Below are 25,460 nucleotides of genomic sequence, written 5' to 3'. Positions count from 1 at the left end.
CATGAAATACAAGCGTCTTCTTTTACCTCTGGCGGCGATTTCTGCGACTGCAGGAATTGCTGCCGCCATTTACTTCTCTGTCTTTTTCTTTTTTCTCCTATTTCTCCTCTTTGTTATTGTAAAGACAAAGCAGCGCGGACTATCCATCGGCTGCCTCTTCTCTTTTTGTCTTTATTTCTTTCTTTATACCGCGGCGGATTCAGCAAATGTATCTGCGTATCAGGCCGGAAATTATACGGAAGATGCGCTCATACTGGAGATTCCAAAAATAGACGGAGACAGACTGTCAGCCGTTATCCGTACACGGGACAAAGAGAAATGGGCGGCCTCTTACAAAATTCAGTCTCTTGAAGAAAAACGAAAAATGGCGCAGCTGGAACCGGGCATGAGCTGTACATTCACAGGTTCTTTAGAAGAACCTAAACACGCGACGGTTCCGGGCGGGTTTGATTATAAAGAGCATCTTTACCGTCAGCATATTCACTGGCTTTTCTCCGTCTCCTCTATTCAACATTGCGCAAAGTCTGAAAAAACGGCATTTAAACTGCTGCAAATCAGGAAGCACTTTATTTCTGTGATACGGCGTCATGTCCCCGAATCATCCGCCGGGATCGCAGAGGCGCTGACTGTAGGCGAAAGGTTTTCTGTAGAGGACGATGTACTCAGTGCCTATCAAAAGTTGGGTATCGTCCATTTGATGGCGATTTCCGGAATGCACGTCGGTCTTATTGCGGCAGGTTTATTTTATGTGTTGATCAGAATGGGGATCACAAGAGAAAAGGCTGGTATTTTGCTGCTGCTTTTTTTGCCGGTCTACACGGTGTTAACCGGTGCTGCGCCATCTGTTTTGCGTGCATCACTTATGTTAGGCTTTTATGTCGCGGGAAATCTTTTTAAGCGCCGGATTCATTCTTCTGCGGCAATATCCTTGTCGTATTTACTGCTTCTTCTGTTTAACCCCTATCTGCTTTGGGAAATCGGATTTCAGCTTTCCTTCGCAGTGAGCGCCGCTTTAATTCTGTCATCCTCCATTTTACAGAACGTCCGGGAAAAAAAGCTCGCCCAGCTTGCGATGGCTTCATTTGTGGCAGAGCTTAGTTCACTGCCGTTTCTTCTCTATTATTTTCAGCAGATTTCACTCGTCAGCTTTCCGATGAATATGATCATGGTGCCTTTTTATACGCTGTTTGTGATTCCCTTTTCTGTCATTGGCTTTGTCGTGCTCTTAGTATCAAGGCCCGCAGGCGAGTTTGTGTTTTGCTGGTTTGACCTTGTAATGGCGTGGGCGCACAAACTGATTACTTCTGCAGCATCAATTGAATCATTTACAATCGTTGTTGCCAAACCGGGCATGCTGTCTCTTATATTGCTGGCGATTTCCATTTTTTCTATTTTTGCAGCCGTTGAAAAACACGGTGTTCTCAGACTGCGGAAATCTGCTCTTTTCTTCTGCGCCGTTTTTGTTTATATAGCAATCCGTCCTTATCTCAGCCCTGAAGGAGAAGCGGATATGCTTGATATCGGACAGGGTGACAGTCTGTTTATGAGCGCGCCGCACCGCAGGGGAGCCGTGATGATTGATACAGGAGGAATGCTTTCATATTCTGACGAACCATGGAAAGAAAAGCGACATCCTTATTCTATCGGAGAAAAAGTTTTGATTCCGTTTTTAAATGGGAAAGGAGTGAAAAAGCTTGATGCCTTAATCTTGACTCACGCGGATCAGGACCATATCGGCGAAGCCGGAATTTTAATCAAAAAGCATAGAGTGAAACGTTTAATAGTGCCTGAGGGATTTGTGAAAGAACCGAAGGACAATAACATTATACAGATGGCCAAAGAAGAAAACATCAGCATTACCGAGGCTAGGCGCGGCGATACCGTCACAGCGGGTGATTTGCGGTTTGAGGTGCTGTCTCCTGAAGGGCCCGATGCAAGGAGTAAAAACGATTCATCACTTGTCCTTTGGACGGTTTTAGGCGGGGTAAGCTGGCTTTTGACGGGGGATTTAGAGATGGATGGGGAACAGGAAGTGCTTGATGCTTTTCCGAAATTGAAAGCCGATATACTGAAGGCGGGGCATCACGGCAGCAAAAGCTCCACCGGGGAGGCATTTTTGAAACAGCTGGAGCCGAAAACGGCCTTGATTTCAGCCGGAAAACATAATCGCTATCATCATCCGAATCAGGAGGTGCTTGACCGTTTAAAGGCATATTCCGTCAATGTGCTCCGAACCGATGTCAGCGGAACGATTCAATACAGATTCAAAAGCGGGTTTGGAACCTTTTCTGTCTTCCCTCCATATGATATAGAAGAAACGCGGGCGCCGAACGAAAAAAGACTGCCGATTGACAGCAGCCCGGAAAGCGGCTAAGAGCCGATAAGGTGGATGGCTGTTGCCATCACGAACAAAAAGGCGAAAAATCCGAAGGACACGACAAAACCGACAGCTGAGTCTACAGCATCATTTCGTTTGCTTTGAACGTTTTTTTCAAAATCATTCAATTTCATCCCTCCTGACTTCCCTTAGTATACTGGAATTGTTTTGAAAAATCTAGAAGTGATGGTAACGTTTTCTGTTCTTGTGATTATCGCCTTTTTACGAGCAGACCCGGGAGCTTGTGAATCAGGCGTTTATTATAAATGAGGAAGCTGTTCTTTTTAAAGCTTCCTCTTTACTATTTGCCAAACTCAATTTAGGATAGAAGAGGATCAAGAAAGAGAGGAAGTCATACGATCATGGTATTTGATGTCTGGAAAGCCCTGAAAAAAGGGGATGTCCGCTCCGTTTATTGTTTATACGGAAAAGAAACTTATCTGCTCCAAGAGACCGTCAGCCGGATCAGACAAGCTGTCGTTGATGAGGAGACAAAAGATTTTAACCTGTCTGTTTTTGATCTTGAAGAGGACCCGCTTGACCACGCCATTACCGATGCCGAAACATTTCCGTTTATGGGTGAGAAACGGCTGGTCATTGTTAAAAATCCGTCCTTTTTAACAGGAGAAAAAAAGAAAGAAAAAATAGAGCATAATACAAGCGCTTTGGAGGCTTACATAAAAGAACCCGCGCCTTACACCGTTTTTGTTATTGTGGCTCCGTATGAGAAGCTGGACGAGCGGAAAAAGCTGACGAAGGCTCTCAAACAGCAGGCCTTTATGATGGAGGCCAAGGAGCTGAACGCAAAGGAAACGACTGATTTTACGATCAATTTGGCGCAAACCGAAAATAAAACGATGGATACAGACGCTGCCGAGCATTTGGTTTTGCTCGTAAACGGACACCTGTCTTCCATCTATCAGGAAATCCAAAAGCTCTCCGCCTACACCGGTGACAGGCCGAAAATCACGCTTGAGGATGTCCGGGAGCTTGTCGCGAGGAGTTTGGAGCAGAATATTTTTGAACTGATCAATAAAATCGTGAACCGAGAACGGACGGAAAGCTTGCAGATTTTTTATGATCTTCTTAAGCAAAACGAAGAGCCGATCAAAATTATGGCGCTGATCGCCAGCCAATTCCGCCTTATTTTGCAGACGAAATATTTTGCCGGGCAGGGATACGGGCAAAAGCAGATTGCCTCTAATTTAAAAGTCCATCCATTCCGCGTAAAGCTGGCAATGGATCAGGCGAGGCTTTTTTCCGAAGAAGAGCTGCGCCGCATCATGGAGAAACTCGCCGTGATGGACTATGAAATGAAAACGGGCAAAAAGGACAAGCAGCTGCTGCTTGAACTCTTTCTCTTACAGCTTCTTCAGGCAAATGAAAAAAACGATCCCCGGTAAAAGGGATCGTTTTTGTATTATGCAGAAAGTCCGTTCACTTGTTTCGCAAGTCTTGATTTGTATCGAGCTGCGGCATTTTTGTGTACAAGACCTGTTTTCACTGCTTTATCAATACGTTTCGCTGCTTCAGAAAGAGCAGTTTTCGCTTTATCCGCTTCGTTGTTAGCAACAGAAGCTTCTACTTGTTTGATTGCAGTACGCATAGCAGATTTGATTGTCGCGTTATGAGCGCGGCGTTCGTTATTCGTTTTTGTACGTTTAATCGCTGATTTAATGTTTGGCATGTGTTTCACCTCCTAAGATACAACCTGTAGCACAGTGTCTTAAGGTTAAATCTTCTTCACAATAGAACAAATTGTATTCTATCAAACAGAACTTTAGATTGCAATATAAATGTAAAGTATTTTTCATTGAAGGGCTGAATTCGCATGATTCGTTTTACAAATGGCAACACTATGTACCACGATGATTGAAGGAGGTCTTCCCCGTGAAAAACAGTGAACTGGATGTCAATCAATTTCTTATACGGACGGACTTAGCGGTAGAAACAAAACAGGCGCTAAAAGACGGACAAGCTGACCAGCAGAAAGAAATAAAAGGTTTTATCGAGAAAGAACGCGACAGCGGCGGTATTAAAATCAGAACCGTTGATATTACGAAAGAAGGCGCCGAAATATCGGGAAAAAAACAAGGACGTTATGTCACGATTGAAGCGCAGGGCGTGAGAGAGCATGATTCAGAAATGCAGGAGAAAGTAACTGAGGTGTTTGCCGAGGAATTTTCCGCTTATCTGAACAGCTTAAAGATTCCCAAAGAGGCGAGCTGTCTGATCGTCGGGCTGGGAAATTGGAATGTGACGCCTGATGCGCTTGGTCCTCTCGTTACGGAAAACCTCCTTGTGACGAGGCATTTGTTCAAGCTTCAGCCGGAGAATGTGCAGGAAGGATACAGGCCTGTCAGCGCCCTTGCACCGGGTGTGATGGGCTTAACAGGCATTGAAACGAGCGATATCATCCAAGGCGTGATAAAAGAATCAAAACCGGATTTTGTCATTGCTGTTGATGCTTTGGCGGCGAGGGCCGTTGAAAGGGTGAACACCACCATCCAATTTTCAGATACCGGCATTCATCCGGGTTCTGGCGTCGGCAATAAAAGAAAAGAATTAAGCAAGGAAACACTCGGTATTCCTGTCATTGCAATCGGTGTCCCGACTGTCGTTGATGCAGTTACGATCGCAAGCGACACAGTGGATTACATATTAAAGCACTTTGGCAGAGAAATGAAAGACGACAGCCCGTCAAAATCTCTTGTGCCGGCCGGGATGAACTTCGGCAAAAAGAAAGTACTCACCGAAGAAGATCTTCCGGGTGAAAAAGAGCGCCAATCCTTCCTTGGTATCGTCGGCACGCTGGAAGAAAACGAAAAGCGCCAGCTTATTCATGAGGTGCTTTCTCCGCTCGGTCACAATCTGATGGTAACGCCAAAGGAAATCGACACCTTTATTGATGATATGGCGAACGTGCTGGCCAACGGGTTAAACACGGCGCTTCACGAAAAAGTGTCACAAGACAACAAAGGCTCTTACAATCACTAAATGGTTCTACTTCCTCTAGCTTGTTCATAGAGTAATTACTAGACAAGCGCTGGAGGGATTCGAACAATGAGAAAAAAACGCAGAAACCGTCAAATTGTCGTTACAGTAAACGGTGGAAATGCGCTCAAAGGTATGTTTCTGTTTATTGCAAGCCTCATCGTCATTTTCGTATTATCCGGTGTGCTGACGTCTCTTCGCCCCGAACTGAGGCTTTCTTCCGATTCTCTGCACGGGATTGCCGGGGAACTGCCGGGTGACGCGTTTGCACACCTTCTCGGAATGGAAAATCATTATTTTGCATCAGAGCTTCCGGAAAAAGACAGCTCGTTTCATCTGTCACGGCTTTCCTTAAAGCTCGCGACAAGCATTAATTTGGAAGACCCGCGCAGCTTTTTGGGCCGGGAGCTGCCGGGCTTTGCCCAATTTGATACGGAAATCCTTTTGGCGGGACAAGGGACCGATTATACAAACATGCCGGCTGAATCTCCGCCCCCGTCAAAGGTAATGGAAAAAGAAAAAGAAGTAAATCTCGCAGAAATCGAAAACAAAACGAAAAAAGAAGAAAAAGATCCGCCGAAACATTCAACGGGCAACAGAAAAGTCGTTTTTATTTATCACACCCACAATACGGAATCCTATCTCCCGCTGTTAAAAGGCGAAACCAATCCGGATAATGCCCGCCATTCAAAAGCGAATGTCACGCTCGTCGGAGATATGTTCGGCAAGGCGCTTGAGGCTGAAGGTGTCGGCGCGACCGTAGATAAAACCGACATTCAGGCCCAGCTGAATAAAGATGGTTTAAATTATGCGCGAAGCTATGATGAATCAAGGCCTGTTGTGAAAAGCGCGCTCGCGAAAAACAAAAACCTGCAATATACGATAGATATCCATAGAGACTCCCGGCGGAAGAAAAATACGACAACCGACATCAAAGGAAAGAGATATGCCAGAGTCGCCATTGTCGTCGGCAAAAAAAGCCCTAACTTTGAAGAAAACTATAAACTCGCAAGTGAGCTTCATAAGCTGATGGAGAAAAAATATCCGGGTTTAAGCGTCGGTGTTTTATCAAAAGGCTCTCCCGGTGATAATGGAGTGTACAACCAGGATTTAAACGACAGGTCGCTTCTTTTGGAGTTCGGAGGCGTCGATAACAACCTTGATGAGCTAAGGCGCGCGGCGGACGCCATGGCAGATGTATTCAGCGAATTGTATTGGAATGCTGAAAAAGTCAGCTCGCAATCAGGGGATAAGAAAAAACAATAAGAAATCAGGTGATTCAAATGATCCGCTTTACCGGCAAATGCCTGCTGATTGTCACTGTCATGTTTTTAGGCGTTTTGTTTGGTATGCAGCAGGCAAACAACGGAATGCTTGATATGAAAGGCTATAAGGACCCTTCCTTAAAAGGGGCATTTACCCTGACTGACGGAGAGCATCAGGAAAAAGAAGCCTCCATTCTCGGACAAACCGTTACGGCGAAAGACTTGGAGGAAAAACAAAAGCAGCTGGAACAGGCAGAAAGCTTTAACTTATTTTCAAAAGCCGGAGAAGCCCTTTCAAATACCGTGACAGACTCGGCGCAGGCCATGTATGATTGGGTTTTGAAGCTGAACCGGTAGCGCCAGTGAAGAGAAAAGCGGACTTCTCCTTATGAGGAAGCTTTTCTCTTTCTTGTTTTAATTGAATGTTTACAATCCTATTGATATAATCTAAGCTAGTGTATTTTGCGTTTAATAGTAGGAGTGATAGATTGTGACAGATAAAGAAAAGCGTTTAGAGAGGCAGTCAAGAATTCGGAATTTCTCCATCATCGCCCATATTGACCACGGCAAATCGACCTTGGCGGATCGGATTTTAGAAAAAACATCGGCGATCACCCAGCGGGAAATGAAAGAACAATTGCTTGATTCAATGGACCTTGAACGCGAACGGGGAATTACCATCAAATTAAATTCCGTTCAGCTGAAATATAAAGCAAAGGACGGAGAAGAATATATATTCCATCTGATCGACACGCCCGGACACGTCGACTTTACATATGAAGTATCGCGAAGCCTCGCCGCCTGTGAAGGAGCGATACTCGTTGTAGATGCCGCGCAGGGGATTGAGGCGCAAACATTGGCGAACGTCTACCTGGCGCTTGATAATGACCTTGAGATTCTTCCTGTCATTAATAAAATCGATCTTCCGAGCGCAGAGCCTGAACGTGTGCGTCAAGAGGTGGAGGACGTTATCGGCCTTGACGCTTCAGATGCGGTCCTCGCTTCAGCGAAAGCAGGCATTGGTATAGAGGATATTTTAGAGCAGATCGTAGAGAAAGTGCCAGCTCCTTCAGGCGACCCGGAAGCACCGCTTAAAGCGCTCATTTTTGACTCGCTTTACGATGCATACCGCGGGGTCGTCGCTTATATCAGAGTCGTGGAAGGAACTGTAAAACCGGGCCAGAAAATTAAAATGATGGCGACTGGAAAAGAGTTTGAAGTGATCGAGGTCGGCGTTTTCACTCCGAAGGCGCAGCCGGCTGACGAACTGACCGTCGGCGATGTAGGCTACCTGACAGCAGCGATAAAAAATGTCGGCGACACCCGTGTCGGTGATACGATCACAAGCGCGGTTAAACCTGCGGCAGAAGCGCTGCCGGGCTACCGCAAGCTCAATCCGATGGTTTACTGCGGGCTTTATCCGATTGACACCGCAAAATATAATGATTTGCGTGAGGCATTGGAAAAGCTTGAACTGAACGACTCATCACTTCAATATGAGGCCGAGACGTCTCAAGCGCTCGGCTTCGGTTTCCGCTGCGGCTTTTTAGGAATGCTGCATATGGAAATCATTCAAGAGCGGATCGAACGTGAATTTAAAATTGATCTCATTACTACCGCACCGAGCGTTATTTATGACGTCTACATGACAGACGGCGAAAAAATCGTGGTGGATAACCCGTCAAACATGCCAGACCCGCAAAAGATAGAGCGGGTGGAAGAACCTTATGTCAAGGCGACCATGATGGTGCCGAATGATTTTGTCGGGGCGGTTATGGAGCTTTGCCAAGGGAAACGCGGCAACTTTATCGATATGCAGTATTTAGACGCCAACCGGGTCAGCATTGTATATGACATGCCTTTAGCGGAAATCGTTTATGAGTTTTTCGATCAGCTGAAATCAAGCACGAAAGGGTACGCCTCTTTTGATTATGAACTGATCGGCTACAAACCATCAAAGCTTGTCAAAATGGACATTATGCTGAATGCAGAAAAAATCGATGCGTTGTCATTTATCGTGCATCGTGATTACGCGTACGAGCGCGGGAAACTCATCGTTGAGAAGCTGAAGGAATTGATTCCGCGCCAGCAATTCGAAGTTCCCGTGCAAGCGGCGATCGGACAAAAAATCGTGGCGCGTTCAACCATTAAAGCCATGCGGAAAAATGTACTGGCAAAATGTTACGGAGGAGACATCTCGCGGAAACGGAAACTTCTTGAAAAACAAAAAGAAGGTAAACGCCGGATGAAGCAGGTCGGCTCAGTTGAAGTGCCGCAGGAAGCGTTTATGGCCGTCCTTAAAATGGATGACAGCCCAAAAAAATAACAGAAGCCGCCGCAGTCTTGCACTGCGGTTTCTTTCTGTAATGAAGAAGGTGTACCGAGTGAAATCAGCTTATATTCATATTCCGTTTTGTGAGCATATCTGCCACTACTGCGATTTTAATAAATATTTTATCCAGAGCCAGCCCGTTGATGAGTACTTAAACTCACTCGAGAAGGAAATGTTAAATACGATAGAGCGGACGGGACGCCCGAACCTCCGAACCATTTTTATCGGCGGAGGCACACCGACGTCCTTGTCTCCGGCCCAGCTGGAAAAACTGATGGATTCCATTCATCGCGTCCTGCGTCCCTCGCCAGGCCTTATCGAGTTTGCGGCAGAAGCGAATCCGGATGACCTTTCCGCCGAAAAATTAAAGATTCTTAAAAACGCGGGCGTCAATCGGCTGAGCTTCGGGGTTCAAACGTTTGAAGACGATCTTTTGCAAAAGATCGGCAGGGTGCACAAACAAAAGGATGTTTTTTCTTCTTTTGAAAGGGCGCGGACGCTCGGATTTGATAATATCAGCCTGGATTTAATGTTCGGCCTGCCGAACCAGACATTGGCCCATCTTGACAATTCTATCAAAACGGCATTGTCGCTTGATGCTGAGCACTATTCTGTTTATTCGCTCATAGTAGAGCCGAAAACGGTGTTTTATAATTTAATGCAAAAAGGCCGCCTGCATCTCCCGGCACAAGAACAGGAGGCCGACATGTATGAAACGGTGATGAACCAGATGAACGAAGCCGGTATCCGCCAATATGAAATCAGCAACTTTTCAAAGCCCGGATACGAATCACAGCATAATTTGACGTATTGGAGCAATGAAGATTATTTCGGCTTCGGGGCAGGGGCGCATGGATATATGAACGGCACCCGCACCGTCAACGCCGGCCCTGTGAAGCATTACATGCAGCTGATCGAAGAAAAAGGTCTGCCTTACCGGGACACACATGAGGTGACGAAGGAAGAGCGAATCGAGGAGGAAATGTTTCTCGGCCTCAGAAAAATGTCTGGCGTGAAGAAGAAAGCGTTCCGGGAAAAATTCGGACGCTCTGTAGATGAACTCTTCCCTGATGTCCTGAAAGACCTCGCCGAAAAAGGACTGATCCGAGACACAGAAGAGTCTGTCACATTAACGCATGAAGGTAAATTATTAGGGAATGAGGTTTTTGGCGCTTTTTTGGGTGAGTTATAATTGACATTTTTCTTTTGGTTTGTTACTTTTGTTATAGAATTAGCACTCGCTGACTTAGAGTGCTAACAGGGGTGATGATGATGTTAACAAATCGTCAGCTATTGATCCTGCAAGTGATAATTAATGACTTTATACAGTCAGCACAGCCTGTAGGGTCAAGAACTCTTTCAAAAAAAGACGAAATTACATTCAGCTCTGCAACGATAAGAAACGAGATGGCTGACTTGGAGGAATTGGGCTTTATCGAAAAAACCCACTCTTCCTCAGGACGGGTTCCGTCAGAAAAAGGGTACAGGTATTATGTCGATCATCTGCTGTCGCCCGTCAAGCTGACAAAAACCGACTTAGATTTAATCCACTCGATATTTAAAGAAAAAATCTTCGAGCTGGAAAAAACAGTTCAAAAATCAGCGCAGATCCTGTCCGAACTGACAAACTATACATCCATTGTTCTCGGACCGACGCTGAGCGAAAATTATCTTAAACAGATTCAAATCGTTCCGATCCAGCCGGATAAGGCGGTCGCCATTCTCGTGACGAATACGGGGCATGTCGAAAACCGCACCATCAGTTTCCCGGCCAAAATGGATCTGTCTGATATTGAAAAACTGGTCAATATATTGAATGAACGATTAGCAGGCGTTCCGATGGATGAGCTGAATGAGCGCATTTTTAAAGAGGTCGTCACGTATTTAAGGCAGCACATTGCCAACTACGACAGCATTCTTGAGGCGCTCCGTTCCTCATTTCATCCTGCAGGCCATGTCGAGAAACTGTTTTTCGGCGGAAAAATCAATATGCTGAATCAGCCGGAGTTTCACGATATTGAAAGAGTTCGATCACTTCTGTCTTTAATTGAAAAAGAGCAGGATGTACTGAAGCTGTTTCAATCGTCAAAAGCAGGCATTTCGATTAAAATCGGGAAAGAAAACGACTACGAGGAAATGGAGAACTGCAGCTTAATTACGGCCACATATACCGTTGATACGAAACAAATCGGATCAATCGCCATTATCGGTCCGACGCGTATGAACTATTCCAGAGTCGTCAGCCTGCTTCAGCACGTGACTTCGGACTTGTCAAAAGCATTCACAAATTTGTATGATGAATAAGGGAATTTTGGCAATGATTTTCAGGAATCCTTTTACATCTTTTGAGGGAGGTGAACACAATGTCAGAAGAAAAACAAACCGCAGAACAGGTTGAAACAGAAGAACAAGAAGAAATGGCTGAACAAGCCGCAACTGAAGAACAGCATGATGAAACAGCTGCTGAAGACGAAGCCCTTCAACAACAAATCCAAGAATTGCAAGATTTGCTTGATGAAAAAGAAAACAAACTTTTGCGTGTTCAAGCAGACTTTGAAAACTATAAACGACGCAACCGCCTTGAAATGGAGGCTGCACAGAAATACCGTTCTCAAAGCATCGTGACGGAAATTCTGCCGGCCCTCGACAATTTTGAGCGGGCTTTACAGGTAGACGCCGAAAGCGAGCAGACAAAAAGCTTGCTGCAAGGTATGGAAATGGTTCGCCGCCAGCTGATGGAAGCGCTGAAAAAAGAAGGCGTCGAAGCCATCGAGGCTGTCGGTCAGGAATTTGACCCGAACCTTCACCAAGCCGTTATGCAGGTGGAAGATGAAAACTTCGGCAGCAGCATTGTCGTTGAAGAAATGCAAAAAGGCTACAAACTGAAGGATCGCGTTATCCGCCCTTCAATGGTAAAAGTGAATCAATAATTAAATAGCAGGAGGTAATTCAAAGTGAGTAAAGTAATCGGAATTGACTTGGGTACGACAAACTCATGCGTGGCAGTGCTTGAAGGCGGCGAGCCTACAGTCATCGCAAATGCTGAAGGAAACCGCACAACTCCGTCAGTTGTTGCGTTTAAAAATGGCGAACGCCAAGTAGGGGAAGTGGCAAAACGCCAATCGATCACAAACCCTAACACAATTATGTCTATCAAACGCCACATGGGTACTGACTACAAAGTGGAGATTGAAGGAAAAGACTACACGCCTCAAGAAGTGTCAGCCATCATCCTTCAGCACCTTAAATCATACGCGGAAAGCTATCTTGGCGAAACAGTTTCAAAAGCTGTTATCACAGTTCCTGCATACTTCAACGATGCAGAACGCCAAGCGACAAAAGACGCGGGTAAAATCGCCGGTCTTGAAGTAGAACGTATTATCAACGAGCCGACTGCTGCAGCATTGGCATACGGACTTGATAAAACAGACGAAGACCAAACAATTTTGGTATACGACCTTGGCGGCGGTACGTTCGACGTATCTGTTCTGGAACTTGGCGACGGCGTATTTGAAGTACGTTCAACTGCCGGCGACAACCGTCTTGGCGGGGACGACTTCGACCAAGTTATCATCGACCATCTCGTAGCTGAATTCAAAAAAGAAAACGGCATCGATCTTTCTAAAGACAAAATGGCGCTTCAGCGTTTAAAAGATGCGGCTGAAAAAGCGAAAAAAGATCTTTCCGGCGTGTCATCTACGCAAATTTCTTTACCGTTTATCACAGCGGGAGACGCGGGTCCTCTTCACCTTGAGCTGACGCTGACACGCGCTAAATTCGAAGAGCTTTCCGCTCATCTTGTAGAGCGCACGATGGCTCCGGTCCGTCAAGCGCTTCAAGATGCGGATCTTTCTGCAAGCGAAATCGACAAAGTCATCCTTGTCGGCGGTTCTACACGTATTCCTGCCGTACAGGAAGCAATCAAAAAAGAAACAGGCAAAGAAGCGCATAAAGGCGTAAACCCTGATGAAGTAGTAGCGCTTGGTGCTGCGATCCAAGGCGGCGTGATCACAGGTGACGTAAAAGACGTTGTTCTTCTTGACGTTACACCGCTTTCTCTCGGTATTGAAACAATGGGCGGCGTGTTCACGAAGCTGATCGACCGCAACACAACAATTCCGACAAGCAAATCTCAAGTGTTCTCAACTGCCGCTGACAACCAAACGGCTGTTGACATCCACGTGCTTCAAGGGGAACGCCCGATGTCTGCCGACAACAAAACGCTCGGCCGCTTCCAGCTTACGGATATCCCGCCGGCACCGCGCGGCGTACCGCAAATCGAAGTTTCTTTCGATATTGACAAAAACGGTATCGTAAACGTAAGAGCGAAGGACTTAGGCACAGGCAAAGAACAAAACATCACCATCAAATCTTCTTCAGGTCTTTCTGATGATGAGATCGAACGCATGGTAAAAGAGGCGGAAGAAAACGCTGACGCTGATGCGAAGAAAAAAGAAGAAATCGAAGTCCGCAACGAAGCTGACCAGCTTGTTTTCCAAACAGAGAAAACATTAAAAGATCTGGAAGGCAAAGTGGACGAAGAGCAAGTGAAAAAAGCAAACGACGCAAAAGACGCGTTAAAAGCTGCGATCGAGAAAAACGAATTTGAAGACATCAAAGCGAAAAAAGATGAGCTTCAAGCGATCGTTCAAGAGCTTTCTATGAAGCTTTATGAAGAAGCGGCAAAAGCGCAGCAAGCTGAAGGCGGAGCAAACGCTGAAGGCAAAAAAGCGGACGACAATGTTGTCGATGCGGAATACGAAGAAGTAAAAGAAGACGAAAACAAAAAATAAGTTCCTTTCTAACGCTGCCCAGGCAGACGGCGGAAAGAACGCACAGCATATTCTGATTCAACAGACAGAAAGTCAAAGTCAGGCATCTCTTGGCTTTGACTTTTTTTCTTGCCCGGGATAAAAGGAATTGAAAAAACATAATTCAAAATGATACAATCTAATTTATGTGAGAAATTCGGGAGAGTGAAGCGAGATGAGTAAGCGTGATTACTATGAAGTGCTTGGAGTAAGTAAGAGCGCTTCAAAGGATGAAATCAAAAAAGCCTATCGGAAGCTTTCAAAAAAATATCATCCTGATATCAATAAAGAATCCGGAGCAGATGAAAAATTCAAAGAGGTAAAAGAAGCATACGAAGCGCTCTCAGACGACCAAAAACGCGCGCAATATGACCAATTCGGCCATACAGACCCTAATCAGGGCTTCGGCGGCGGTTTCGGAGGCGGAGGAGACTTCGGCGGCTTCGGTTTTGATGACATCTTCTCAAGCATCTTTGGCGGCGGCACGAGACGCCGGGATCCGAACGCACCTCGGCAGGGAGCTGATCTGCAGTATACAATGACCCTGTCATTTGAAGATGCGGCTTTCGGGAAAGAGACGATTATTGAAATTCCTCGTGAAGAAAATTGCGAAACATGTAAAGGCTCCGGCGCGAAGCCCGGAACAAAACCGGAAACGTGCTCGCATTGCGGGGGCTCCGGCCAGCTGAATGTTGAACAAAACACGCCGTTTGGCAAAGTTGTCAACAGAAGAGTCTGCCACCATTGTGAAGGCACCGGGAAATTCATTAAAAACAAATGTGCGGACTGCGGCGGCACAGGCAAGGTGAAAAGACGGAAAAAAATCAATGTCACGATTCCTGCCGGCGTGGACGACGGACAGCAGCTGCGCGTTCCGGGGCAAGGCGAACCCGGCGTAAACGGAGGTCCTGCGGGAGACCTGTTTGTCGTATTCCATGTGCGCGCCCATGAGTTTTTCGAGCGCGACGGAGACGATATTTACTGCGAAATGCCGTTAACGTTTGCCCAAGCGGCTCTCGGCGATGAGGTGGAAGTGCCGACGCTTCACGGAAAAGTGAAACTGAAAATTCCTGCCGGCACACAAACGGGAACAAAATTCAGATTAAGAGGCAAAGGCGTGCAGAATGTCCGGGGGTACGGCCAAGGCGATCAGCACATTGTCGTTCGGGTAGTCACTCCGACAAATCTGACGGATAAACAAAAAGACATCATCCGCGATTTTGCTGAAGTCAGCGGCAATCTGCCGGATGAGCAAGAAATGAGTTTCTTTGACAAAGTAAAACGCGCATTTAAAGGCGAGTAATGATTGGATAGGAGTTGGTAGTTTTGAAATGGTCCGAAATCAGCATTCACACAACACATGAAGCGGTCGAACCCATCTCAAATATTTTGCATGAAGCTGGTGCGAGCGGGGTTGTCATCGAAGATCCGCTTGATTTAATAAAAGAACGTGAGAATGTATACGGGGAAATCTACCAGCTCGACCCCAATGATTACCCCGATGAGGGTGTCATTGTCAAAGCGTATTTGCCGATTAACAGTTTTCTCGGCGAAACGGTCGACGGCATTAAAGAAACGATCAATAATCTGCTGCTTTACGATATTGATTTAGGGAGAAACAAAATCACCATTTCTGAAGTCAACGAAGAGGAATGGGCAACGGCTTGGAAAAAGTATTATCACCCTGTGAAAATTTCCGAAAAATTCACGATCGTTCCGACATGGGAAACATACACACCGGTGAATACGGATGAACTGATTATTGAAATGGATCCGGGAATGGCGTTTGGCACGGGAACGCATCCGACAACCGTTCTTTGCATTCAGGCGCTCGAACGGATTGTCCGAAAAGGCGACCGCGTCATTGATGTCGGCACGGGTTCAGGAATTTTAAGCATCGCCGCTGCCATGCTTGAGGCTGAATCGGTTCATGCGTATGATCTTGATCCGGTCGCTGTCGAAAGCGCGCGCCTGAATGTGAAATTGAACAAAGTGAGCGATACGGCCGAAGTGAAGCAGAACAATCTGTTAGACGGCATCACGGGCGAGCATGATGTCATTGTCGCGAATATTTTAGCGGAAGTGATTCTCCGCTTCACGTCCCAGGCGTACGGCCTGTTAAAAGACGGCGGCCATTTCATTACGTCCGGCATTATCGGCCAGAAAAAACAGGAAGTAAAAGATGCGTTGGAAAAAGCCGGCTTTACCATCACAGAAATTCTGTCAATGGAAGATTGGGTCAGCATCATTGCGAAAAAATAACAGTTAGTAGGTGTCACAGCGTATGCAACGATATTTTATCGAGCTCACGAAGCAGGAGATGAACGAAGCTCATGAATTCCAAATAACAGGCGAAGATGTTCATCATATTGCCAACGTCATGAGGATGAATGCCGGTGACCGGATTATCTGCTGCTCGAAGGATGGCCATGAAGCGTTATGTAAGCTCCAAGCTGTTTCTAAAGAACACATATCATGCCTCGTGTCTGAATGGACGGGGGAAGATCGCGAGCTGCCGGTAAAGGTTCTGATAGCCAGCGGTCTTCCGAAAGGCGATAAGCTTGAATGGATTATCCAAAAAGGGACCGAGCTCGGCGCGAGCATGTTTATCCCTTTTCAGGGCGCCCGATCCGTCGTTAAGCTGGACGACAAAAAAGCAAAGAAAAAGCGGGAGAGATGGACGAAAATCGCGAAGGAAGCGGCCGAACAGTCGTACCGAAATGAAATTCCCGAAGTGAAAACCGTTCATACGTTCCGGCAGCTGCTTGAGATGGCGGAGAATGTCGATAAATGTGTCGTTGCATACGAAGAGTCATCAAAGCAAGGAGAATCGAGCGCTTTCGCTGCGGTTGTGCAAAGCCTGCCGTATGGGTCGTCGCTTTTAATCGTATTCGGCCCTGAAGGCGGTCTAACTGAATCTGAAGCACAGCAGCTTTCAGAAAAAGGCGCCGTCTTATGCGGACTCGGACCGAGAATTTTACGGACTGAAACTGCGCCCATGTACGCGTTAAGCGCAGTTTCTTATCATACAGAGTTATTAAGAGGTGATCAGTAATGGCAACTGTTGCTTTTCATACCCTTGGCTGCAAGGTCAACCATTATGAAACAGAAGCAATCTGGCAGCTGTTTAAAGAAGCGGGTTATGAACGAAAAGAATTCGAACAGACAGCAGATGTATATGTCATTAATACATGTACGGTAACAAACACAGGAGATAAAAAAAGCCGCCAAGTCATCAGACGGGCCATCCGCCAAAATCCTGACGGGGTGATCTGTGTGACGGGATGCTACGCACAAACGTCCCCGGCAGAAATTATGGCCATTCCCGGCGTTGACATCGTCGTCGGCACACAGGACCGTGAAAAAATGCTCGGCTACATAGAGCAGTACAGAGAAGAGCGCCAGCCGATTAACGGTGTCGGCAACATTATGAAAGCGCGCGTGTTTGAAGAGCTTGATGTTCCCGCCTTTACAGACCGGACAAGAGCGTCATTGAAAATCCAAGAGGGCTGCAACAATTTCTGCACGTTCTGCATTATTCCGTGGGCGCGCGGCTTACTGCGTTCCCGAGATCCTGAAGAGGTTATTAAACAGGCTCAGCAGCTAGTGGATGCCGGTTACAAAGAGATCGTTCTGACGGGAATTCATACGGGCGGTTACGGAGAGGATATGAAAGATTACAATTTCGCAAAGCTACTCCGTGAATTGGATACCCGAGTAGAAGGCTTAAAACGGATCAGAATTTCATCTATTGAAGCAAGCCAAATCACTGACGAAGTGATTGAGGTGCTGGATGCTTCTGATAAAATTGTCCGCCACCTCCACATTCCGATTCAGTCAGGCTCAAACACCGTTCTTAAACGGATGAGACGAAAGTATACGATGGAATTTTTCGCGGACCGGTTAAATAAGCTGAAAGAAGCGCTGCCAGGCCTTGCTGTCACATCTGACGTCATCGTCGGCTTCCCCGGTGAAACGGAAGAAGAATTTATGGAAACATACCAGTTCATCAAAGAACACAAGTTTTCTGAGCTTCATGTGTTCCCTTACAGCAAACGCACCGGAACACCTGCGGCCAGAATGGATGACCAGGTTGATGAAAACGTAAAAAATGAACGGGTTCACAAGCTGATCGCGCTTTCTGACCAGCTTGCAAAAGAATACGCTTCTGATTACGAAGGAGAGGTTCTGGAAATCATTCCTGAAGAAGCGTTTAAAGAGTCCGATAAAGACGGCATGTTTGTCGGCTATACGGACAATTATATGAAAGTCGTCTTTAAAGGGACGGAAGACATGATCGGCAAACTTGTCAAAGTCAAAATCCAAAAAGCGGGTTATCCGTACAATGAAGGGCAGTTCGTCCGGATTGTTGAAGAAGAAACGGCACAGAAAATGCGAATGTCTTCATAATATTTTTGAAAAACCGATGCCCCCTGTGCATCGGTTTTTTTTATTGTTTAGAGGGAATAAGCCTGTCAATAAACTGGTGAAACAGATTGGTGAACGGTAAAAACAGCAGGGCGGTCACGACATTGAATAAAAGGCTGAAATGGGCAATCATTTGAGCGGGGTCGCTTGTCAGCCGTTCCATGATGCCTGCCGACGCCGACAGAAAAGGAAAGACGAGAAGCACACCGAGGACATTAAACACAACGTGGGCGCCCGCGGTCTGTCTCGCGGCATTTCCGCCTGAAACAGCAGCCATTACAGCCGTAATGCATGTCCCGATATTAGATCCCAAGACGACGCTTATGGCCTGCTCAACGCCAATCACCCCTTCATTCATAAAGCTCATTAAAATGCCGATGCATACCGAGCTTGAATGAATGATTGCTGTCAATATCATGCCGATAAAAAGAGCGGACCAGCTTGAATCGTTTACATGCCGCAGCACCTCCGCGCCTGCCTTCATTTCTGTCAGCGGAACGGCGAGGCGGCTGAAGCACGTGATGCAAAAAAAGATAATGCCGAGGCCCAGAAAGCTCGTTCCGATCTGTTTGAACGGATATTTACGAATAAACAAAAACAATAAACCGCCGATGAAAAGCGCCCAGATGAGCACATCCATTTTAATGGCCAAAAACTGCGTCGTAAATGTTGAGCCGACATTCGTTCCGAGAATCATCGGAATCGTCCGCTTAAAAGTCAAAGCGCCCGCGCTCACAAATCCAATGACAATGACCATAAAGGCGGAGCTGCTCTGAAGTAAACCTGTAAACACGATGCTGATGAGAAAAGCTTTCAAAGGGTGGTCAGTAAACAGAAGCAGGCTCTCCTCAATTTTTGAATACGTTAAAGATATCAGCCCTTGCCTGAGCAGGCTCATTCCGGCTAAAAAAAACAAGATAAGTGCAGCAAAGCAGATCAATATCAGCAAACGAAACACCCCTTTCCATCATTATATAGACAAGCAGCGCCATTCATGACGGAAAAGTGAACTCACTTAGTTGACCTGACTGATGGCTTATATTATAATGTCAAAGTACATGTTTATATGTGTATCTTTTTAAAGGTAGTCGATTGGTGTATTCGGAGGGAGGGAAAGAGAATGTCAAAAACGGTCGTTAGAAAAAACGAATCGCTTGAAGATGCTCTTCGTCGCTTCAAACGCAGTGTATCAAAGACAGGTACTTTGCAAGAAGCAAGAAAGCGCGAATTTTATGAAAAACCTAGCGTAAAGCGCAAGAAAAAGTCTGAAGCTGCTAGAAAACGCAAATTCTAAAAGAGGGTGGATTTATGAGTCTTCTTGAGCGACTTAACCAGGATATGAAGCTGTATATGAAAAGCCGTGAGAAAGACAAACTGACTGTCGTTCGAATGGTGAAAGCTTCACTTCAAAACGAAGCAATTAAGCTTAAGAAAGACAGTTTGACCGAGGATGAGGAACTTACTGTCCTATCTCGTGAACTTAAGCAACGTAAAGACTCCCTCCATGAATTTTCAAACGCTAATCGTTTAGATTTAGTAGATAAAGTTCAAAAAGAGCTGGACATTTTAGAAGTTTATTTACCGAAGCAGCTTTCTGAAGAAGAGCTGCAGACAATCGTAAATGAAACCATCGCTGAAGTCGGTGCGAGCTCCAAAGCGGACATGGGCAAAGTGATGAGTGCTATTATGCCTAAAGTAAAAGGTAAAGCTGACGGAAGTGTAATTAACAGACTTGTCAGCAGTCAATTATCTTAATTGACAAAGAAAAAGACATCTTTCCTGGAGAGATGTCTTTTTTTATACATAAAAAAATGAAACTTAAGTACATTTGTTACGTATATAAAGAAGAACGAAAAGGGAAGGAGGGTATATCGGCCTTGTTCCGAAAAAAAACCGGAATTGCTGTTGCTCTATTGGTCCTATTTGTATTATGTTTATTAGGGGTTCAGTTGAACGCAAAAGCTGATCATCCAGCGGTCTATGTCATCCCGGTTGAGAAACATGTCGAAAAGGGGCTTGCTTCGTTCTTATCGCGTTCTTTCAAGGAGGCGAAAGAAGCCGGAGCGTCACACATTATTCTTGACATCAATACGCCGGGCGGCGCCGTTCATTCTGCCTTAAACATTGCAGATGTGATAAATGGCGCGGATGTGCCTGTTACCGCTTACGTAAATAAACGGGCGCTTTCCGCAGGCGCGTATATTGCGCTTCAAGCAGACGATATTTATATGGCGCCGGGAGGAAAGATGGGGGCTGCGGCCATTATTGACGGAAAAGGAAACGCCGCTGACCAAAAAGCCCAATCACTGTGGCATGCGGAAATGGAAGACGCAGCCGTTAAGAACAATCGGAATCCGAAATACGCGCTGGCCATGGCAGACCCTGCAATAGATGCGGAGGAAGCGGGAGCCCCAAAGGGGAAGCTGCTGACGCTGACTGCTGAAAAAGCCGAGGAAGTCGGTTATTCGGAAGGCACCGTGCCAAACCTTGACGCATTGTATAAAAAGCTCGGGTTTCAAAAAGCCGATGTTCAGCACGCTCAAGAAGGCTTCGTCGACAAAATGGGCAGATGGTTCACAAACCCGTTCGTTGTGCCTGTCTTATTAACCTTAGCTTTTCTGGGCCTGACCATTGAACTGTTCTCTCCGGGTGTCGGTATACCGGGGGCCGTCGGATTTACGGCCTTGCTGCTGTTTTTCGTCGGACATCTTGCCGCCGGTTTTGCAGGCTATGACAGCGTATTCCTGTTTGTCGCCGGTTTGGTTTTTATCCTATTAGAAATCTTTCTGCCGGGAGGCATCATCGGTCTCCTCGGAATCATCGGCGTTATCGCGAGCCTTTTTCTCGCGGCAGGCAGCTCTACTGTAATGGCGGTTTCTCTCTTGATCGCCGCGGCTGTTTCCATTGCAGCCTTTATCATATTCACAAGGGTGTTGGGAAAACGGATGAAATTCTTTAAGAAATTTATATTGACTGATTCTACAAGCACAGAGAGCGGTTATGTTTCAAATCAAAATCGGACAGAGCTATTGGGCAAGGTCGGCGTGACCGCTACCGCCCTCAGGCCGTCAGGCACCGTTATTATTGAAGATGAACGCCTTGATGTCGTTTCAGAAGGCTCGTTCACTGAAAAAGATAAGCAAGTAAAAGTGGTAAAAGTGGAAGGCTCGCGCATCGTCGTGAGAGAAATATAGATAAAACCTTGAGGAGGAATTAGATGGAACTGTCAAGCTTGGCGATTTTAGCATTAGTCGCAGCCGCAATCATTGTATTAGCCGTGTTCTTCACCTTTGTACCGGTGATGCTTTGGATCTCGGCGCTTGCGGCGGGAGTCAAAATCAGCATTTTCACTTTAATCGGAATGAGGCTTCGCCGCGTTATTCCGAACCGTGTGGTAAACCCGTTAATTAAAGCGCATAAAGCGGGCATTGCCGCTTCAACAAATCAGCTTGAGAGCCACTACTTGGCCGGAGGTAATGTCGACAGGGTCGTCAATGCCCTGATTGCGGCACAGCGCGCCAATATTGAGCTGACGTTTGAACGCTGCGCTGCCATTGACCTGGCCGGCCGAGACGTATTAGAAGCCGTTCAAATGAGCGTAAATCCAAAGGTCATTGAAACACCGTTTATCGCGGGTGTCGCCATGGACGGAATTGAAGTCAAAGCGAAAGCCAGAATTACGGTGAGAGCCAATATCGACCGCCTCGTCGGCGGAGCCGGCGAAGAAACCATCGTCGCCCGTGTCGGCGAAGGGATTGTATCAACGATCGGTTCATCAGTCAATCATAAAAAAGTGTTGGAAAACCCTGATATGATCTCGCAAACCGTACTGGGAAAAGGATTGGACTCAGGCACCGCATTTGAAATTCTTTCGATCGATATCGCCGACGTTGACATCGGCAAAAACATCGGAGCGATTCTGCAGACAGACCAGGCGGAAGCAGACAAAAACATTGCACAGGCAAAAGCGGAAGAACGCCGCGCCATGGCAGTGGCGCAAGAGCAGGAAATGCGCGCCCGCGTAGAAGAAATGCGTGCTAAAGTAGTGGAAGCAGAAGCGGAAGTGCCGCTTGCGATGGCTGAAGCATTGCGTGAAGGAAACATCGGCGTTATGGACTACATGAATATAAAAAATATTGACGCCGATACAGGCATGAGGGATTCAATCGGCAAGCTGACAAATGACCAGCAAGATGAAGACCATCAATCCTAACCTCTCTTATAAGGAGGGAGCCGTTATATGTACGAGATTCTGACAAACCCGCTCGTCATTGCTGTCGTCATCGGCATTATATCGGCGATATTCGGCAAAAAAAGCAAAGATGAGAAACAGAGCGCCAAAAACCCTGCGCCGCAGGCTCAACAGCAGCCGACCCAACAGCAGCCGGCTGACCAGCATAAACTGGAAGAAGTGCCTGTTGTTTCAGAAGAAAACCCGTTTGAACAAAAAAGACGGGAAGCTGAAAAAAGACTTGCGGAAACAAAGCGGACGTTCAAAGGACTTGAACGCGAGCTGACTGCTGTGCGCGGCAGGAACGCGTCCCTGAAGAAAAATGTTCTCAAAGTAAATAAAGACACCGCGGTGCAAGGCGTCATTTTCGGAGAAGTTTTCGGCCCGCCGCGTGCCAAAAAACCTCACCGCACGATGCAGAGCATCCGTAAAAATTAAAGTGTTAGAACCCCTTTTCAAATCATACATATGAGATGAAAGGGGGTTCTTTTTGTATGGGGCAAAGAAAGAATCGTATAAAGGCGTGGCTGACAAGAGCATTGGAAATTCCCCCGGACGTTATGATGGATCTGCCTCGTATTACGATGGTCGGCAGACTTCATATCTACATAGAGAACCACAGAGGCCTCTTGCTTTTCAGCGAGGAAGAAGTAAGACTGATGCTGAAGCAGGGGCAATGTATCATATCAGGAAAAAACTTGGTTATTAAGGCAATCCTTCCTGAGGAGATTTTACTGGAAGGCACGATAGATCATGTTCGATATGTCGACTCATAAAGCCGAGGGGGAAATGATGTGAAAAATAAATGGCTGTCTTTTTTTTCGGGTAAAGTCCAGCTGGAAGTGAAAGGAAAAGGAATCGAACGGCTGCTGAATGAATGCACAAGGAATGGAATCGCGCTTTATGCGGTGAAAAAAAAGAAAGACTGTGTCCTGCTTATGATTCAGCTTCAGGATGTACATGCCTTCAGGAGGGCCATCAGAAATCATGAATGCAAAGCAAGCTTCAAAAAACGAAAAGGGCTTCCCTTTCTGCTTCTTAAATCAAAACTGAACATGGGATTTACCGCGGGATTTGCGGTTTTTTTCATTATATTATTTCTCTTATCAAACATGGTCTGGAAAATTGATATTAAAGGGGCCAAGCCTGAAACAGAACACCAAATGATGAAGCACCTTGAAGAGATCGGGGTGGAAAAGGGCCGTCTGCAATTTTTAATGATGACGCCGGAAAAAATCCAAAAATCGTTAACAAACGGAATTGAGAATATTACGTGGGTCGGAGTGGAATTAAACGGGACATCCCTTCATATGAAAGTTGTCGAAAAAAATGAACCGACAAAAGAAAAGTACATCAGCCCCCGCCATATCGTAGCCAAAAAGAAAGCGATTATTACAAGAATGTTCGTTCAAAAGGGACAGCCGATGGCCTTTGTGAACGATCATGTAGAGAAGGGGCAGCTGCTTGTCTCAGGCTTGATCGGAAGTGAAGATCACCAGCATAAAGTTGCTTCAAAAGCGGAAATTTACGGAGAAACATGGTACAAGTCAAATGTAACTGTGCCTCTTGAAACATCATTTACGGTATATACGGGTAAAGTAAGGACGAAGCACAAGCTGGCTTTCGGATCATTAGCCGTGCCTTTCTGGGGTTTTTCTTTTAAGGAGGAGCCGCTGAAAAATCCGAAAACAGAGCAAGAAAACCATCCGTTTCAATTTCTGGGGCTGAAGCTTCCGATTTCTTATGTAAAAGAGCAAACGAGGGAAAGCGAACCTTCGGTGAGGACCTACACGAAAGAACAGGCGGTCAAGGCGGGAATTAAAATGGGAAAACAGGACGTAGAGAAACAATTAGGCGACAGCGGAGAGGTGAAAAGTGAAAAAGTTTTGCACCAATCCGTTGAGAATGGTAAAGTAAAGTTGATTATTCTCTACCAAGTTATAGAAGATATCGTTCAAACCACACCTATTGTTCAGGGAGACTAAAGAATGGCAGAACATTTACTTGCGATTAATCACAAACTGAAAAGCCCGGACGAAGCACTTTCATTGTTCGGCAGCCAAGATTCCTTTTTGAAGCTGATGGAAAAGGATCTGGGTGTAAGCATCATCACACGCGGTGAAACCGTATACGTTTCCGGCAATGATGAGTCTTTTCAAATTGCCGACAGGTTATTGGGATCGCTCCTCGCTTTAATTCGCAAAGGGATAGAGATTTCGGAACGAGATGTGCTGTATGCTGTGAAAATGGCAAAAAAAGACAAACTTGACTATTTTGAAAGCATGTATGAAGAGGAAATTACGAAAACGGCAAAAGGCAAACCGATCCGTGTCAAAACCATCGGGCAGAGAGAATATGTTGCGGCGATGAAAAAAAATGACATGGTGTTCGGCATCGGGCCCGCGGGGACCGGTAAAACATATTTGGCCGTCGTAAAAGCGGTACATGCCTTAAAAAACGGCCTCATTAAAAAAATCGTTTTAACGAGACCCGCTGTTGAAGCCGGCGAGAGCCTCGGCTTTTTGCCCGGAGACTTAAAGGAAAAAGTGGATCCTTACCTGCGCCCGCTGTATGACGCGCTTCATGATGTACTGGGAAGCGACCATACGGAACGCCTTTTAGAAAGAGGGGTTATTGAAATCGCCCCGCTTGCTTATATGAGAGGGCGGACGCTTGACGACGCGTACGTGATTCTTGACGAAGCCCAGAATACCACCCCCGCTCAAATGAAAATGTTTTTGACGAGATTGGGTTTTGGCTCTAAAATGATCATTACGGGCGACGTAAGCCAAATTGACCTGCCGAAAGGTGTCACATCGGGACTTGCAGTAGCGAAGGATATGCTGAAGAATATAAACGGCATTTCCGTGATTGAACTTGACCAGACAGACGTGGTCAGGCATCCGCTGGTTGCGAAAATTATTGAAGCTTATGATAAGCAAAAGTAATGCTAAAATGACCCGATCTCCCGTTATCGGGTCATTTTTATGATGTGTTGCTGATGTTTCAGGGAGGAGGTTCT

General features: G+C 46.1%; 24 protein-coding genes and 2 pseudogenes. 23 read left to right on the top strand and 3 right to left on the bottom strand.

Features of this window, described 5'->3' with window-relative positions; genetic code table 11:
• The first annotated feature begins 1 nt into the window (after nucleotide 1).
• Nucleotides 2-2,374: a DNA internalization-related competence protein ComEC/Rec2 gene (locus tag AXI59_RS04865; RefSeq protein WP_061527543.1), complete on the top strand. Its 2,373-nt coding sequence runs from the start codon at nucleotides 2-4 to the stop codon at nucleotides 2,372-2,374.
• On the opposite strand, the gene AXI59_RS19180 is transcribed toward AXI59_RS04865, so the two are convergent.
• Nucleotides 2,371-2,505 (bottom strand): YqzM family protein, encoded by a 135-nt coding sequence (locus tag AXI59_RS19180; RefSeq protein ID WP_003152870.1) that lies wholly within the window; start codon nucleotides 2,503-2,505, stop codon nucleotides 2,371-2,373. The genes AXI59_RS04865 and AXI59_RS19180 overlap by 4 nt on opposite strands.
• A 40-nt stretch (nucleotides 2,506-2,545) precedes the next feature.
• Between AXI59_RS19180 and AXI59_RS19695 the strand changes: the two are divergent.
• Nucleotides 2,546-2,700, top strand: a pseudogene (locus AXI59_RS19695) (hypothetical protein).
• A 39-nt stretch (nucleotides 2,701-2,739) separates the two neighbouring features.
• On the top strand, nucleotides 2,740-3,780 hold the full coding sequence (gene holA, locus AXI59_RS04860) for a DNA polymerase III subunit delta (RefSeq protein ID WP_061521889.1): 1,041 nt from the start codon (nucleotides 2,740-2,742) through the stop codon (nucleotides 3,778-3,780).
• A 17-nt stretch (nucleotides 3,781-3,797) separates the two neighbouring features.
• On the opposite strand, the gene rpsT is transcribed toward holA, so the two are convergent.
• On the bottom strand, nucleotides 3,798-4,064 hold the full coding sequence (gene rpsT, locus AXI59_RS04855) for a 30S ribosomal protein S20 (protein ID WP_003152876.1): 267 nt from the start codon (nucleotides 4,062-4,064) through the stop codon (nucleotides 3,798-3,800).
• Nucleotides 4,065-4,267: 203 nt separating this feature from the next.
• Between rpsT and gpr the strand changes: the two genes are divergently transcribed.
• The 12 genes from gpr (at nucleotide 4,268) to mtaB (ending at nucleotide 18,189) form a co-directional block, all read left to right on the top strand.
• Nucleotides 4,268-5,374, top strand: coding sequence for a GPR endopeptidase (gene gpr / locus AXI59_RS04850; protein ID WP_061527542.1), 1,107 nt, complete (start codon nucleotides 4,268-4,270; stop codon nucleotides 5,372-5,374).
• 66 nt (nucleotides 5,375-5,440) lie between these two features.
• Entirely contained in the window at nucleotides 5,441-6,637 is a 1,197-nt protein-coding gene (spoIIP, locus tag AXI59_RS04845; RefSeq protein WP_061527541.1) for a stage II sporulation protein P, read from the top strand.
• A 17-nt stretch (nucleotides 6,638-6,654) separates the two neighbouring features.
• Entirely contained in the window at nucleotides 6,655-6,993 is a 339-nt protein-coding gene (locus AXI59_RS04840; protein WP_061521892.1) for a YqxA family protein, read from the top strand.
• Between the two features lie 133 nt (nucleotides 6,994-7,126).
• Nucleotides 7,127-8,962, top strand: coding sequence for a translation elongation factor 4 (lepA, locus tag AXI59_RS04835; protein ID WP_061521893.1), 1,836 nt, complete (start codon nucleotides 7,127-7,129; stop codon nucleotides 8,960-8,962).
• A gap of 58 nt (nucleotides 8,963-9,020) precedes the next feature.
• A complete protein-coding gene (gene hemW / locus AXI59_RS04830) occupies nucleotides 9,021-10,160 on the top strand; it encodes a radical SAM family heme chaperone HemW (protein ID WP_061527559.1) in 1,140 nt (379 codons plus the stop codon).
• An 80-nt stretch (nucleotides 10,161-10,240) separates the two neighbouring features.
• Nucleotides 10,241-11,272 carry a heat-inducible transcriptional repressor HrcA gene (gene hrcA, locus AXI59_RS04825; RefSeq protein ID WP_061521894.1) on the top strand — a complete coding sequence of 344 codons (1,032 nt, stop codon included), beginning with the start codon at nucleotides 10,241-10,243 and terminating at the stop codon, nucleotides 11,270-11,272.
• Between the two features lie 59 nt (nucleotides 11,273-11,331).
• A complete protein-coding gene (grpE, locus tag AXI59_RS04820; RefSeq protein ID WP_061527540.1) occupies nucleotides 11,332-11,898 on the top strand; it encodes a nucleotide exchange factor GrpE in 567 nt (188 codons plus the stop codon).
• A 24-nt stretch (nucleotides 11,899-11,922) separates the two neighbouring features.
• The gene (gene dnaK, locus AXI59_RS04815) at nucleotides 11,923-13,761 is read left to right on the top strand and encodes a molecular chaperone DnaK (protein ID WP_061521896.1); all 1,839 of its coding nucleotides are present in this window, start codon (nucleotides 11,923-11,925) and stop codon (nucleotides 13,759-13,761) included.
• A 193-nt stretch (nucleotides 13,762-13,954) separates the two neighbouring features.
• Nucleotides 13,955-15,082 (top strand): molecular chaperone DnaJ, encoded by a 1,128-nt coding sequence (gene dnaJ / locus AXI59_RS04810; protein ID WP_061521897.1) that lies wholly within the window; start codon nucleotides 13,955-13,957, stop codon nucleotides 15,080-15,082.
• A 23-nt stretch (nucleotides 15,083-15,105) separates the two neighbouring features.
• Nucleotides 15,106-16,041 (top strand): 50S ribosomal protein L11 methyltransferase, encoded by a 936-nt coding sequence (prmA, locus tag AXI59_RS04805; RefSeq protein ID WP_061521898.1) that lies wholly within the window; start codon nucleotides 15,106-15,108, stop codon nucleotides 16,039-16,041.
• A gap of 22 nt (nucleotides 16,042-16,063) precedes the next feature.
• The gene (locus AXI59_RS04800) at nucleotides 16,064-16,834 is read left to right on the top strand and encodes a 16S rRNA (uracil(1498)-N(3))-methyltransferase (RefSeq protein WP_061521899.1); all 771 of its coding nucleotides are present in this window, start codon (nucleotides 16,064-16,066) and stop codon (nucleotides 16,832-16,834) included.
• The gene (mtaB, locus tag AXI59_RS04795) at nucleotides 16,834-18,189 is read left to right on the top strand and encodes a tRNA (N(6)-L-threonylcarbamoyladenosine(37)-C(2))-methylthiotransferase MtaB (RefSeq protein WP_061521900.1); all 1,356 of its coding nucleotides are present in this window, start codon (nucleotides 16,834-16,836) and stop codon (nucleotides 18,187-18,189) included. The genes AXI59_RS04800 and mtaB overlap by 1 nt, the downstream gene beginning before the upstream one ends.
• 40 nt (nucleotides 18,190-18,229) lie before the next feature.
• On the opposite strand, the gene AXI59_RS04790 is transcribed toward mtaB, so the two are convergent.
• Entirely contained in the window at nucleotides 18,230-19,156 is a 927-nt protein-coding gene (locus tag AXI59_RS04790; protein WP_061527539.1) for a Na/Pi symporter, read from the bottom strand.
• A gap of 171 nt (nucleotides 19,157-19,327) precedes the next feature.
• On the opposite strand from AXI59_RS04790, the gene rpsU reads away from it, so the two are divergent.
• The 8 genes and pseudogenes from rpsU to AXI59_RS04750 all read left to right on the top strand — a co-directional run bounded on the left by rpsU (nucleotide 19,328) and on the right by AXI59_RS04750 (nucleotide 25,386).
• Entirely contained in the window at nucleotides 19,328-19,501 is a 174-nt protein-coding gene (rpsU, locus tag AXI59_RS04785) for a 30S ribosomal protein S21 (RefSeq protein WP_003152957.1), read from the top strand.
• Between the two features lie 14 nt (nucleotides 19,502-19,515).
• Nucleotides 19,516-19,962 carry a GatB/YqeY domain-containing protein gene (locus AXI59_RS04780; protein WP_007408278.1) on the top strand — a complete coding sequence of 149 codons (447 nt, stop codon included), beginning with the start codon at nucleotides 19,516-19,518 and terminating at the stop codon, nucleotides 19,960-19,962.
• 122 nt (nucleotides 19,963-20,084) lie between these two features.
• Nucleotides 20,085-21,401 (top strand): NfeD family protein, encoded by a 1,317-nt coding sequence (locus AXI59_RS04775; RefSeq protein ID WP_061527538.1) that lies wholly within the window; start codon nucleotides 20,085-20,087, stop codon nucleotides 21,399-21,401.
• A 23-nt stretch (nucleotides 21,402-21,424) separates the two neighbouring features.
• Nucleotides 21,425-22,420 carry a flotillin-like protein FloA gene (floA, locus tag AXI59_RS04770; RefSeq protein ID WP_061521903.1) on the top strand — a complete coding sequence of 332 codons (996 nt, stop codon included), beginning with the start codon at nucleotides 21,425-21,427 and terminating at the stop codon, nucleotides 22,418-22,420.
• Between the two features lie 27 nt (nucleotides 22,421-22,447).
• Entirely contained in the window at nucleotides 22,448-22,876 is a 429-nt protein-coding gene (locus tag AXI59_RS04765; RefSeq protein WP_061521904.1) for a hypothetical protein, read from the top strand.
• Nucleotides 22,877-22,932: 56 nt separating this feature from the next.
• Entirely contained in the window at nucleotides 22,933-23,214 is a 282-nt protein-coding gene (gene yqfC / locus AXI59_RS04760) for a sporulation protein YqfC (protein ID WP_061521905.1), read from the top strand.
• Nucleotides 23,215-23,232: 18 nt separating this feature from the next.
• Nucleotides 23,233-24,463: pseudogene (gene yqfD, locus AXI59_RS04755) on the top strand (sporulation protein YqfD).
• Nucleotides 24,427-25,386 (top strand): PhoH family protein, encoded by a 960-nt coding sequence (locus AXI59_RS04750; protein WP_061521907.1) that lies wholly within the window; start codon nucleotides 24,427-24,429, stop codon nucleotides 25,384-25,386. The pseudogene yqfD and the gene AXI59_RS04750 overlap by 37 nt, the downstream one beginning before the upstream one ends.
• Nucleotides 25,387-25,460 lie beyond the last annotated feature (74 nt).

This window comes from Bacillus nakamurai, assembly GCF_001584325.1.
Lineage (GTDB): Bacteria > Bacillota > Bacilli > Bacillales > Bacillaceae > Bacillus > Bacillus nakamurai.
The sequence above is the reverse complement of the archived record's forward strand: the minus strand, read 5'-3'. Positions and strand labels throughout refer to the sequence as shown.